At 35.0% G+C, this 13,419-nt stretch carries 11 protein-coding genes; 6 read left to right on the top strand and 5 right to left on the bottom strand.

Translation table 11 applies throughout. The features are described 5' to 3' along the window. The first annotated feature begins 125 nt into the window (after positions 1–125). A complete protein-coding gene (locus JEP36_RS00675) occupies positions 126–584 on the top strand; it encodes a methylglyoxal synthase (RefSeq protein ID WP_075673145.1) in 459 nt (152 codons plus the stop codon). 2 nt (positions 585–586) lie between these two features. On the opposite strand, the gene helD is transcribed toward JEP36_RS00675, so the two are convergent. Continuing rightward, positions 587–2,638 carry a DNA helicase IV gene (helD, locus tag JEP36_RS00670; protein WP_198629753.1) on the bottom strand — a complete coding sequence of 684 codons (2,052 nt, stop codon included), beginning with the start codon at positions 2,636–2,638 and terminating at the stop codon, positions 587–589. 114 nt (positions 2,639–2,752) lie between these two features. Here helD and yccS point away from each other — a divergent pair, with 114 nt between their 5' ends. Beyond that, positions 2,753–4,921, top strand: a complete 2,169-nt coding sequence (gene yccS / locus JEP36_RS00665) for a YccS family putative transporter (protein WP_198620523.1) — start codon at positions 2,753–2,755, stop codon at positions 4,919–4,921. Positions 4,922–4,991: 70 nt separating this feature from the next. Here the strand turns inward: yccS and JEP36_RS00660 are convergent, their stop codons facing one another. Further along, positions 4,992–5,600, bottom strand: a complete 609-nt coding sequence (locus JEP36_RS00660) for a TfoX/Sxy family DNA transformation protein (protein ID WP_109373553.1) — start codon at positions 5,598–5,600, stop codon at positions 4,992–4,994. Positions 5,601–5,828: 228 nt separating this feature from the next. Between JEP36_RS00660 and sulA the strand changes: the two genes are divergently transcribed. Both sulA and ompA read left to right on the top strand, forming a co-directional pair. Beyond that, positions 5,829–6,380, top strand: a complete 552-nt coding sequence (sulA, locus tag JEP36_RS00655; protein WP_198629752.1) for an SOS-induced cell division inhibitor SulA — start codon at positions 5,829–5,831, stop codon at positions 6,378–6,380. Between the two features lie 349 nt (positions 6,381–6,729). After that, on the top strand, positions 6,730–7,821 hold the full coding sequence (ompA, locus tag JEP36_RS00650) for a porin OmpA (protein WP_198620521.1): 1,092 nt from the start codon (positions 6,730–6,732) through the stop codon (positions 7,819–7,821). A gap of 179 nt (positions 7,822–8,000) precedes the next feature. Here the strand turns inward: ompA and matP are convergent, their stop codons facing one another. Next, positions 8,001–8,462 (bottom strand): macrodomain Ter protein MatP, encoded by a 462-nt coding sequence (gene matP, locus JEP36_RS00645; RefSeq protein ID WP_088493264.1) that lies wholly within the window; start codon positions 8,460–8,462, stop codon positions 8,001–8,003. Between the two features lie 361 nt (positions 8,463–8,823). On the opposite strand from matP, the gene JEP36_RS00640 reads away from it, so the two are divergent. Both JEP36_RS00640 and fabA read left to right on the top strand, forming a co-directional pair. After that, the gene (locus JEP36_RS00640; protein WP_198620520.1) at positions 8,824–10,566 is read left to right on the top strand and encodes an AAA family ATPase; all 1,743 of its coding nucleotides are present in this window, start codon (positions 8,824–8,826) and stop codon (positions 10,564–10,566) included. An 83-nt stretch (positions 10,567–10,649) separates the two neighbouring features. Then, on the top strand, positions 10,650–11,168 hold the full coding sequence (gene fabA / locus JEP36_RS00635; protein WP_198629751.1) for a bifunctional 3-hydroxydecanoyl-ACP dehydratase/trans-2-decenoyl-ACP isomerase: 519 nt from the start codon (positions 10,650–10,652) through the stop codon (positions 11,166–11,168). A gap of 116 nt (positions 11,169–11,284) precedes the next feature. Here fabA and JEP36_RS00630 read toward each other — a convergent pair whose 3' ends face one another. Both JEP36_RS00630 and rmf read right to left on the bottom strand, forming a co-directional pair. Beyond that, positions 11,285–11,776 carry a hypothetical protein gene (locus tag JEP36_RS00630; RefSeq protein ID WP_198629750.1) on the bottom strand — a complete coding sequence of 164 codons (492 nt, stop codon included), beginning with the start codon at positions 11,774–11,776 and terminating at the stop codon, positions 11,285–11,287. Between the two features lie 874 nt (positions 11,777–12,650). After that, complete coding sequence (gene rmf / locus JEP36_RS00625) at positions 12,651–12,821, bottom strand: ribosome modulation factor (RefSeq protein ID WP_023581348.1); 171 nt, start codon at positions 12,819–12,821, stop codon at positions 12,651–12,653. Positions 12,822–13,419: the final 598 nt, after the last annotated feature.

Here is a 13,419-nt window from a genome sequence, read left to right as displayed (position 1 = left end):
TTCATCATGAAGATTGAAAATATTATGATACATCATAGTATCTTGATCTGTTCATAGCTTCTAAGATAAAAAAAAGGTATTTTGAAAACTGGAATAATTACTATATTTATTTTTAAAGGTATCAAATGGAACAAATTGACCGCACGCTCTTAAAAGAAAAAAATATCGCGCTTGTTGCCCATGATCACTGTAAAAGCTCATTACTGGAATGGGTTGAAAATAATCGTGAACAACTGTCTCTACACAAGTTATTTGCAACAGGAACTACCGGTAATTTAATTAATCACCACACTGGCCTTACTGTTACTCAAATGCTAAGTGGTCCTATGGGTGGCGACCAACAAATAGGTGCAATGATCGCTGAAAAGAAAATTGATATTATGATTTTCTTTTGGGATCCATTAAATGCTGTTCCGCACGATCCCGATGTTAAAGCTCTTCTACGCTTAGCTACAGTTTGGAACATCCCAGTTGCAACAAATCGTGCAACTGCGAATTTTTTAATTTCATCACCTCTCTTTTCACAAGAATCTACAATTAAAATTCCAGATTATGAGGGTTATTTAAAAGAGAGATTAAAATAATCCTAAGGTTTTCGCTGTATAGGCACACCTTGAGATTTTAGTTCTGAAACAAAACAAGATGGCTGTTGTTTATTAAATAATAGCCATACTTGTTTTTTTGCTCTTGTTAAAGCGACATACATTAAGCGTCGCTCCTCTGCATTAGGATAATCTTCAACACTAGGCAGTAATGCCAATTCAATAATCGATTCTCTTGCTGGTGCTGGAAAAGCATCTTTGCCTTCTTGTAAACCTAAAATAATAACGTAATCCGCTTGTTGCCCTTTTGAAGCATGAAAAGTCATAAACTGTAGATCTAATTTAGGCCAACGTGTTTTCGCTTTTTTTAATAATTCTGGTTTTAAATAGTGATAACGAGCGAGTAAAAGGATAGTTTCATTTTCTTCTACATAACCACTCATTTTATTTAATAGATTTTCAAGTTGATCATCAGATAACAGCACAACTGACTTTTTATTACCTTTCACTAAACTATTTAAAGGCTTAGATAATTGAGCTGGATTTTGTTGAATAAACGTATTGGCAACATTTCCTATCGTGTCATTAAAACGATAAGTCGTATCTAATGCACATTCAGCACCTTCACCAAAAGAGTGATGGAAAGAAGTCGTTAATAATAATTCTGCGCCACTAAAACGATAAATGGCTTGCCAATCGTCTCCTACTGCAAATAGAGATGTTTGTTTATTTTGCTGTTTTAATGCAGTTAATAATGAAGCTCTTAATGGAGAAATATCTTGGAATTCATCAACGAGAATATGTTTCCAAGGACTAATAAAACGCCCTTTTTCAATAAGATTGATAGCTTGATGTAATAAGCCCGAAAAATCGATCGCATCTTCCTCTTTTAATGCAGTTTTCCAAGCTTTTAATAATGGAGATAATAATTTTAAATACTTTTTAAAGGCTTCTGTATATTCGGGTTGTACACTTTCAATCAGAGATTTTTGGCTACCGCCTTGCATCCTTAATAAACCAATCCAACGCTCTAATCTTACGGCAACTTGGTTTTCTAATTTTTTATCATGCCAAAACTCACCATCAGGAATATCCCACTCTAACTCCTGAGATAACCACTCTCGCCACCCTTTTGCTTGTGCTTTTTTCTGTTGGCACTGCTCTCGCCACTCACCTAATAATAGCGCTCTTCTTTTTTCACTATTTATTTCAAGCTCACTAATTTTGGGTTGTTTTTTAGTCGCTTGTTGAATAACGGATAATGCCAGTGCATGGAACGTTTTTGCCATAATATCGGCATTTAAACGACTAGAAAGTCTTTCATTCATTTCTTGTGCGGCTTTACGACCGAAAGCAAGTAATAAGATTTGATCTGGCTGTGCTAATTGACGACGTAATAACCAGCCTGCTCTTGCGACTAATACTGATGTTTTACCACTGCCCGCACCAGCAAGAACAAGAGTATTTTCTTCACCATTAATCACAGCACGACACTGCGATTCATTTAATGGCGATGATTCAATCGTATTAAAAAATTCCGCATACTCATTTAATATTTGAGTTACCCATGCAGAATTTTCTTTATTAATAAGTGCGTCACCTTGCTTTAACCATTCTAAACATTGCTGATAAAGAGTATGGCAATTATCAAATTGAGTAAGGCGTTCAAGAGGAAGGGGAATAGCAGAAAAGCTTTCTTTGATAGATTGTTGGATCTCAACAAGCTTAGACTTTTTTATCCATCTATTTGATTGAGTGATTTCATTAATATTATGGAGTTGCTTTTCAAGCACCTGAGCACTTATTTCGCTCATTTCTTTACTCCAATTTTGCCATGATTGATAAAGATAACGATAAAACTGCTGAGTTTCTTCCCAGTCTGTTCCATGCAATCGAACAACTTTATCTTCAGGCAATAAAAATTCTAATTCCCCCCACACAATTCCTTTTTTACAGAGAATATTAATCAATTCGTTAAAAGGAATTAAATACTGATGTTTTTCACCACTGACTTCAATACCAGCATTTAACAATTTGACTCTATTATAAGGATGCTGTGCTAAACGTTGTCCCATCGGGGTGGATTTCAGTTCCATACGTAATTCCTGCAATAAATAACAAATAGTCTGTTGTTAAGCTCTTTTTAATCGGTGATAAACCCTATATTCTAAGAGGTAATTATCTTCATCTTGTTTATTTAAGGGCTTTTTGTGTTCACTTTGCTAAATGGCGCCCGCCGATTTATCTATAATAGCCACTTTTTATATTATATTCGCATAATAATCGCGCTTACAGGAACGACTTTGTTTCCTTGGATCTTAGGGCAAGAGCCTAAATACACAATTCCGCTAACTTTAGGGGTAGTTGCGGCAGCATTAACTGACTTAGATGATAGGCTTGTTGGCCGTTTAAAAAACCTTGTTATCACTTTATGCTGTTTTCTTCTTGCTTCAGCATCAATAGGATTACTTTACCCATATCCTATTTTATTCTTTTGTGGTTTAGCCATTTCTACTTGGGGATTTATTTTATTAGGCGCTTTAGGCCAACGGTACGCAACCATTGCGTTTGGTGCTTTATTAATCGCAATTTATACTATGCTCGGTATGCCTATTTTCCCTGAATGGTATGAACAACCCGTTTTACTACTGTTAGGCGCTATTTGGTATAACTCATTAACATTAGTTGGTCACTTATTATTCCCAATTCGCCCAGTTCAGGACAATTTAACTCGTTGCTACCAACAACTTGCCACTTACCTCGAAGCTAAAGCGACATTATTTGATCCTGATATCGAAGATGACTATCAACATTCGCTTTATAATTTAGCAATGGCAAATAGCCAATTAATTGACACGATGAACCAAACTAAAGTTACATTATTAAGTCGATTAAAAGGTGATAGAGGCCAACGTAGTAGCCGTTTCACTCTTCATTACTATTTTGTTGCTCAAGATATTCATGAGCGAGCAAGTTCGTCGCATGTTCAATACCAACTATTAAGTAATGAATTGCGACATAGCGATGTGTTATTTCGTTTTCAACGTTTGCTTTCTATGCAGGCACGAGCTTGTGAACAAGTTGCACAATCTATTCTTTGGCATAAAAAATATCAGCATAACCCTTCATTAGAACGTGCTATAAATTATTTAGAGAATGCACTAAATCATTTAAAAAATACGACTTCAGAGCCACAATTAATAACGCCTTTAAATAATTTACTGCAAAATCTTCAAGGTATTGATGCGCTTTTACGAAGTATTAGTACAGAGCAATACCAAATATCCCACGACCAAAAGGAAGAAACGCAACTTTCTGATGATGGTTTAACTGGATGGCGCGATATTGCACTAAGAATAAAAGAACACCTTACACCTAAATCGGCGCTTTTTAGACATGCCGTTAGGATGTCACTCGTTTTATGCATTGGCTATGCCATTATTCAATTCTTCCAATTAGACAGAGGTTATTGGATATTACTCACCAGTCTGTTTGTTTGCCAACCTAACTACAATGCCACTCGCCGACGTCTTACCTTACGAGTAAGTGGTACTATTATTGGTATTTTAATTGGCTTCCCTATTTTATATTTTGTTCCTTCAATTGAAGGGCAACTTGTTTTAATTGTGATAACGGGTACGCTCTTTTTCGCATTTAGAACCATACAATATGCACATGCCACACTATTTATTACTTTATTGGTTTTATTAAGCTTCAATTTGCTTGGTGAAGGTTATGATGTTGCCCTTCCTCGTATTATCGATACCTTAATTGGCTGTGCCATAGCATGGTTTGCTGTTAGCTTTATTTGGCCTGATTGGAAATTCCGTCAACTGCCCGTTGTTATTCAAAAAACAATGACGAATAACTGCTATTATCTTGACGCCATCCTTATTCAATATTACCAAGGAAAAAATAATAGCTTGAGTTATCGAATTGCTCGTCGAAATGCTCATAGCAGTGATGGTGAATTAGCATCATTGATCTCAAACATGTCATCAGAGCCAAAAAGTTATCAAGCATCCCAAGAAGTGGCTTTCCAGTTGCTTTGCTTAAATCACACTTTACTCAGTTATATTTCTGCACTTGGCGTTCATCGTTCAAAAATAGAAGATGAGAATGTACTTACATTGCTTAATGATACGGTTTGTTATATCGATTCTGCTTTACGTCGCAAAACGCCACAAGACGAAGGATTTAAGCAATCTCATGTAGAATTAATTGAAAGGATCAACCTATTACCTAATGCAGATAATCCTCGCATTCAATTAGTACTCACTCAAATCCGATTACTATTGGATTTGCTGCCACAAATTATTAGTTGTATCCAAATTATTGAGCAAAGCGAATCAAACAGCCTACCTAAACCCCAAGTTTAGTCCCATATTGACGTTATTTTCTCTAATTGCCATAAGTACATTAGAGAAAATAACGGTCATTACTTTTATCTTATTGAAAAGATAATTCGTTGTACCAATCTAATAACTCCATTTTAAGTTGACTAGGTAATACAGAACGATGGCACCCAACGATAGCTCCTGCCAATGAAAGTAAAAGTTCACTATTTCTCAAATTGTGGCTATGCATTAATTTTAGATAACACGCTTTAGCACCGATTAAACGCAGTTCTTCAACTTGATTAATGCCAATTTGATTCAACCTTTTTTCTAATATCACACCTAGATTAGGTAAGTCTTTTATTCTGCAAGGCTTTTTTCGTTGTCCTAAATATTCTTGAATGCTGTAGTGATATGACATATCAATATATTGATCTAATTTTTGCTGATTTTTCCATAGTGAATCCGTTATATGGTAATAACGCAATATGATAGGAATTCCTTTTTTCAAATAAGTATAGGAACTCATTTTTGTTGCCTTATAAAGAGTTTCTAAAAAGCCACTTCCTTTTAAATAAAACTCATTATCTGACGTGATAGCAAACATAACATCATCAATCATTAAGCTAACACCACCAAATTGAGACTTTGTTGTTAACTCTCCATATTGCGCAATACGCGATAATAAATGAGCCTTCCTTTGCTCAGGTAAAAATAACATTGAAACTCCAACACATACTTTAAGATTAAATTTTATCTTTGAATTCAAAAACATGCATAAACATAACAAGAAGGACAATAAAGAATTTCCTTTATATTGCCAATAGTTGACGACTTAAAAATAGAGATTTACATAAAATTTGAGAGGAACTTTCAAAAAAATGAGCTTGATTTAAGCGAAATATAGAGATACTGTATATTCATACAGTACATATGGAACGAGGTAAATATGAAACTCTCAACATCATCTCCGACAAGACAGAACGCCATTCTCCAAGAGATCTCAAATGAGGTATTACCTCTATCTATCCCTTCAACAGTGGCGACTTACGATAGTAATAATAAACAAGGTATGGTGAGTGAACTTCTCTACCAAAACCCGCTCGTCATTAATCACATCCTTTTGCCATTACTGAAACAGTATAGCAATGAATCGCGTTGGTTATTGTGGCTAAACCCACAACAAAAACTAAATCGTACTTGGTTAAAAAACGCAGGATTACCACTTAACAAAATAATCCAGTTAAATCATATAAATATGATAACTACTGTTGATTTAATGGAAAAAGCACTGATGAGTGGTAATTACAGTGTAGTACTCGGTTGGTTACCAGAAATATCGTCAGAAGAGATGAAACGATTAGAATCTGCTGCAAGTAAAGGAAAAACCCTTGGGTTTATTATGCGACAGCAAGTTAATTCAAATATCCATTTAGAAAGTACTAATACATCTAAACGACATTTGAATTCCGTAAAAATTCATTCAATTCACTACCATTAGTGAAATTTAAGAGTTTTCCTAATACTCAAAACACCCTTGTGTCATTTAAGATAAGTCAAAAGTATTTATAACCTAAATCATATAGTTACAAGAAATTCAACAAAAATACAGAATCTTTCCCATTGTGGAATAAGACGGATCTTTTTAAAATTTTAAGTCGAATTTTAAAGGATTACTTGTAACTTTTTAAGTTCATTGTAGACTTTATGTCGTTAAGGTTATGCTTTAAATCCCATTTTTCGGGATCATCATTTGATGAAAGCATTGGATTCCTAACAATAATTTAACCAAGGGCAAATAATAAGGCTTAAAGCCAAATGCCTAACTTGGATGATAACGAGGCGTAAAAATGAAAAAGACAGCTATCGCATTAGCAGTGGCAGTGGCAGCTTTCGCAACTGCAGCGCAAGCAGCTCCAAAAGACAATACCTGGTATACCGGTGGTAAATTAGGTTGGTCTCAATACCAAGGTACTAGCAACCATTTCGATGGTACTTCTATCGGTAATGGTAACACTCACCGTGATCAATTAGGTGCAGGTGCATTTGCTGGTTATCAATACAACCAATACTTAGGTTTTGAACTGGGTTACGATTGGTTAGGTCGTATGACTTATAAAGGTTCATATGACAACGGTGCATTCCGTGCTCAAGGTATCCAATTAACCACTAAATTAAGTTATCCAGTAATGGAAGACTTAGACGTTTATACTCGTTTAGGTGGTATGGTATGGCGTGCAGATTCTTCTGCAACTAAAAATGCTACTTCAGCATCTCCAGTTCAAGAACGTTTCTCTAATAACGATACTGGCGTTTCTCCAGTATTCGCATTAGGTACTGAATACGCGATCACTCCAAACATCGCTACCCGTGTTGAATATCAATGGATCAACAACATCGGTGATAAAGGTACTCTGAATGCACGTCCAGACAACGGCATGCTGAGTGTTGGTGTTGCTTACCGCTTCAACCAAGAAACTCCAGCTCCAGTTGTAGCTCCAGCACCAGTTGTAGCTCCAGCTCCAGTTGTTGAGAACAAAACCTTTACTCTGCGTTCAGACGTTCTGTTCAACTTCAACAAATCTACTCTGAAAGCTGAAGGTCAAGAAGCTCTGAATGGTCTGTACGCTGAACTGGCTAACATCGACCCAACTCAAGGTCGTGTAGTAGTTATCGGTTACACTGACCGTATCGGTTCACAAAACTACAACCTGCCTCTGTCAGAAAAACGTGCTCAATCTGTAGTTGATTACCTGGTTTCTAAAGGTATCCCTGCAAACAGCATCTCTGCAGAAGGTCGTGGTAAAGAAAACCCAGTTACTGGCAACACATGTGACAACGTTAAAGCTCGTTCAGCTCTGATCGATTGCTTAGCGCCAGACCGTCGTGTTGAGATCGAAATCCAAGGTACAACTGAAGTTGTTGTTCCTGCTGGTAAATAATTCAGATAGTAGAATAATCTACTGTTGATGAATTCAAAACCCTGCCATTGGCAGGGTTTTTCTTTTATGGAGATAAAATTAGATCAAAATATAAAGACAAGAACGTTTTCAGGCCAGTATGAAATATCACAATAAAAACAAATAAATTGTCGAAGCCAGTAAGCTAAGAATAATGTAACTTATTTTTCTTTATCGCGTTCTAATAACTCAATGAGTCCATCTTTTAAACTATGCACTTTTAATGCATATTGTTCTTTTCGTTCAGCGTCTTCAATTAATTGCACGATCGTTTCTGATAATGTGATCCCTCTTCGTTGTGACAATGCAGATAAGCGTTGCCAAACTTTAAACGTTAAATCGATTGATTTCTTGCGCGTATGCTGATGCTCAGCATTAAAATAACGTTTTCTGCGAGCTCTAATCGTTTGCTTCATCCTATTAGATAAATCAGGATTCATATGCAAATCTATCCACTCTAAAACTTTTAATGGTTGTGATTCAAGAAGCAACAATTGCTCGACAACCTCATCAGCGGCACTTTTTTCTATATAACGGGTAATTAATTCACCTTCACGGTGTTTTTTTACTAGATAGGCCCACTTCCAGCCACATTCTAGGTTCTCTAATTGTTGATATTTCATACAAATCCCCGTGACAACGTAACTATATAGTAGCATATCAACAATTTTACAAAAATACTGCCACTGAACCGAAATTTTTTGACTATTTTATAGGCAAAGTTATTTTAGATAATCTTTCTTATCAATTAATAACAAGCCTTGATAAGGGATAGTTTTCTGAGCACGTTATGATAGAATCGAGCGTCGCTATCATAAAACCTTAATGACCAATTATTAACCCGTCATTATAAGGTCGTAGCGGTACATATTCCCTGCCTATGCAGTTGATGACAGTTAAAGAACCGTCTTATTGCAGGATAGGTATCGACTTATACGATATCTAATTATCTCTTTTCACTAATCAATAATAAAAACGGTAACCTTGAAAAACAACGAATTAGAATGGCAGGCGTTACGTCCTGATTACGCCTCCTACCAAACTTTCTTTCAAACAGCATCTCAATTACCTGCATCTCTACTTCGTGAGGTTCAACCTCGCCTGTATGAAAGCCTGCAATGGTTAAACAATGCAGATTCAGGGCAGTTTATGCTGTTAAAAGCGGATGATTCTACTGCTTACTTTGATATGCTGACAGACACATTAACGCAATCAGGGATCAAAACTGATCCTGTTGTTGGCAGTTATCAAGCAGAAACCAATAAAATCGATTGGCAAGAAAATGTACAAGGTGCATTTTCATCATCAGAATCTATTACTTGTTGCCAATGGATAGAGCCAGAACAACTCTTTGGTTCATTCTATTGCCATAAAGACGAAGTTACCCTCAGCCCAGGTTTATTGCATAAAGTAAATGGAGGCATTTTAGTCCTCTCTATAAAATCTTTACTTGCACAACCACTAATGTGGTTCCGCCTTAAAAAAATGGTTGAAGAGCAGCGTTTTGAATGGCTTGTTTGGAATGACAATCAATCCCTGCCTTTGCCTATTGAAAGCATGCCTCTCAATTTACGGGTTATTTTAGTCGGTGATAGATTAAGCCTTGAAGAGCTTGAATTTATGGAGCCTGAGCTAAGTAGCACTGCTTTATATGGTGAATATGAATACGATATGTATTTAGAAGACGAAACCGCTCTTTCTCAATGGTGTGGCTTTGTAAATTCATTGTGCCAAAAATATAGCCTCCCTTCTCTATCTGCGGATGCTTGGGAAGTCTTGCTAACACAAGCAGCAAGACAACATGAAGATCAGCTAATGCTGAGCCTAGATTTAGAATGGATCTTACGCCAGCTTCGTTATGCAATTCGTTTTAATCATGGTCCTTCTCTAAATGCTGATGCATTGAAAAAAGCAGAAGAAAATCGCCTATGGCGACACAGTTATTTATTAGAACGTAGTCGTGATGAGATTTTACAAGACCAAGTAATGATACAAACAGAAGGTGAAGCTGTTGGTCAAATCAATGGACTTTCTGTCTTGGATTACCCTGGATATCCTGATTTAATCGGAGAACCGACTCGCATTACCTGCGTTGCACATATAGGTGATGGTGAGTTTACAGATGTTGAGCGAAAAGCTGAGCTTGGTGGCAATCTTCATGCTAAAGGAATGATGATTATGCAAGCTTACTTAAACTCAGAATTACGTTTAGACCAACCACAGCCATTTAGCACCTCGATTGTTTTTGAACAATCATATGGTGAGGTGGATGGTGATAGCGCCTCTCTGGCTGAATTATGTGCTTTTATTAGCACTCTGGCACAACAACCCATTGATCAACAAATTGCTGTTACAGGTGCCGTTGATCAATTTGGTCAAGTCCAACCGATTGGCGGCGTAAACCAGAAAATCGAAGGCTTCTTTGATATCTGCCAACAAAGAGGGCTAACTGGTGCACAAGGCGTAATTATTCCTCTTGCCAATATTCGCCATCTTGTACTCAACGAAAATGTGCAACAAGCGGTAAAAGAAGAAAAATTTCATATTTGGCCTGTCACTCATGTAGCGGAAGCGATAACGTTACTGACGCGTCAGCCATATTATGAAGAGCAATGTGAACCAGAACAATCAGACTCACACTTGTTAGCTGTTATTCATGATCGTATAACACTTGCAAATAATCAGGATAGACCTAAATTACCTTGGTTCTTACGTCTATTCAGATAATTCTGTTTCAAGTGATCGGAGTTGTTCAGCGTACAAGTGTAAGCTATTCTGTTGTCTTACACTTGATAAAGGCTATATAGACAATGGTTGATAAACGCGAATCTTATTCTAAAGAAGACCTCATTGCTTCAGGCCGTGGTGAATTATTTGGCCAAGATGGCCCACCACTGCCATCTGGTAATATGCTAATGATGGATCGCATCGTTAAAATGACAGAAGATGGCGGCACCCATAATAAAGGCTTTATCGAAGCAGAATTCGATATCAAGCCAGATTTATGGTTCTTTGATTGCCACTTCGTGAATGATCCTGTTATGCCAGGTTGCTTAGGCCTAGATGCTATGTGGCAACTTGTTGGCTTCTATCTTGGCTGGCTTGGTGGTGAAGGTAAAGGCCGTGCGCTTGGTGTTGGTGAAGTTAAATTCACTGGGCAAATATTACCAACAGCAAAGAAAGTTACCTATAAAATTGATTTCAAACGTGTTATCAATCGTAAACTGATCATGGGTATTGCCGATGGTGAAGTGTATGTTGATGGTAAGCTAATTTATGAAGCAAAAGACTTAAAAGTTGGCTTATTTAAAGATACAACTGCATTCTAAGATAGATAACCACCCGAATCTATTATAGAAATACCGTGTAACATAAAGTACACGGTATTTTTTTATCTATGCTAACAACGTATTTATTTTTTTATAAAAAACAGATCATATTCAACTCAGTTTTTATCAATACATGCTGTCGATTGTTTATCTTTTAGATACTGAAAATATTGTTTAATTTTAAGAGAGAAAAATAAGCTGTATGTAAGATAAACAAGTAATCCTACTAAAAATAAGCTCCCTAATACTTCACCTGAATTTTCTGCTTGATTACTACCACTTGTATTATCCAATGTATTTTGCATACCTACGACTATTGCAATAGTGATAGGAAGCATTGATATACTCCAGAATATTTTTAGCATCATCGATGCTATTTCTTTATTCATAAAGATAACAAAAAGAGTAATAACATATAAAGTTGGGAGAGTAAAAGTTTGTATCAAACTCCACAATATAGAAAGATAAGCTATTAAATTTAAATTTTCGCTATCTTTTATAGATATGCCCACTAAAGTAGAAACACTAGTAAATGAAGATATTAATTGCCCTAAAGTAAAGAAAATAAAAACAATTAATATTATCCATAATGATATTGGTTTTTTCATTGAAATCTTCCTTGTAAATAAAAGTCGCTATCATAAATTAATCGATGTATAGTGTCATTATATTAATAAATAAAGTTTATATATAAAGATAAATTTAAGTTAAGTGAACTTTTTTATTCCAAACAAATACTAAACTTAAAATTTATATCCACTTAGTATAAGTAGATTACGTCAAGGAATAATCGTATGGATATGATTATAAACGCAATAGTAAACTGTTTAGCTTTCTGATTGATCTTATCTTTTTTCTTTGCAAAGCAATTGGCTATAAGATCACAGTTTTATTGATTATATTTATTTGTATGTATGCTAATCAATTCAATATAAAATGGATCTTAGGTTTTTCTATAACCTCATTATGTTTATATAGTCCAAATTTATATAAGTTATTTAAAAAATCAAAAGGAAATCTTTAAGTTAAATTAATCGTCATAAAAATAATTTAAGGAAAATAAGTGATTAATAAAGGAAAAGTATCTAAAAAAAATGCAGACTTTATGTTTTATTGTGGCATATTTCTGATATTTACATCTTCTATACCTTGGTTTACTTCAGAAAAAATTGATTGGCTCTATAATTCTGTTAATACAATACTTGCTATTTTTCTTACTATTTATGGGTTTCGTTTACGTAGAAATTCTCATAGATCAGAATAAAAAAATAATGACAATATAACGTAAAAAGGCTTACAAAAATGTAAGCCTTTTTTATATCCAAATTGATTGTTTGTTATTTATACTCAAATTGTCCTATGCTCAATATGTACATAGGAATATATATAAATAACCCTCGTTTTGATTGTCGGTAAAATCTTAGTGATAATATTCAATAGGACTCAAAATTAGCCATGACATATTTCACTACGACGGGTTATTTATTTTACCAGACTAGGGCGATCTTCCATCGCCTGTCGCCAGCCTCCAAGCCAATGTGAACGCGCATCAATGGCGAAATAAGGGCAAAGTTCTTTTGAACGACCTTGCATACCAGCTTGATAACCTTTCGATAATGCTCTTGCTAAACGATCTCGTTTCTGTCTTTTCATATCTAGACAACCCTCACGTTCTAAGTTTAAGCGGAAAGATAATGATTGTTTTTTCAACAACCACTATAAATTGATACGCTTTATTGCGCATTTAAGCAAGTAAAGAAGTTAATACAAATGTCATATTTGTGATGTTGAGCCAGCTAAAAATGTAATACCAAATGTTATTATTTATTTTATTTAATGATTTAATTTAAATATTATCTAATTCTTTTAATGGGTTATACCCAAACAAAAACATAACCAATTGATATTTAATGGGTATTATTAATTAAAAACAATTTTCTTTATTTTTATCTTAGAAAATCAATAAATTAAATAAGATATAATAATGTTTGTTTTTATGTTTATGTCAATATAAGACTTAGTTTATAAATATAACTTTTTGCTCTATTTTTATTTTTTCGTAGAAAACTCTTTTTAATTACCTTTGCTTTATTAAGGAATTAGCCATCATTGGAGGTAAAATAAGCTATTAATACCTCTTACATACTTCTATTAATTCAAACTCTTCAAATACAAGTTACATATCTTCTAAAAAAAATGCTATGCAATACGCCAAGCTTAACTATTCTTCATCTTTTCTCTTTTAGATATA

It is taken from the genome of Proteus sp. PR00208 (assembly GCF_016238545.1).
Classification (GTDB): Bacteria; Pseudomonadota; Gammaproteobacteria; order Enterobacterales; family Enterobacteriaceae; genus Proteus.
This window is presented reverse-complemented; position numbering and strand designations above follow the sequence as displayed.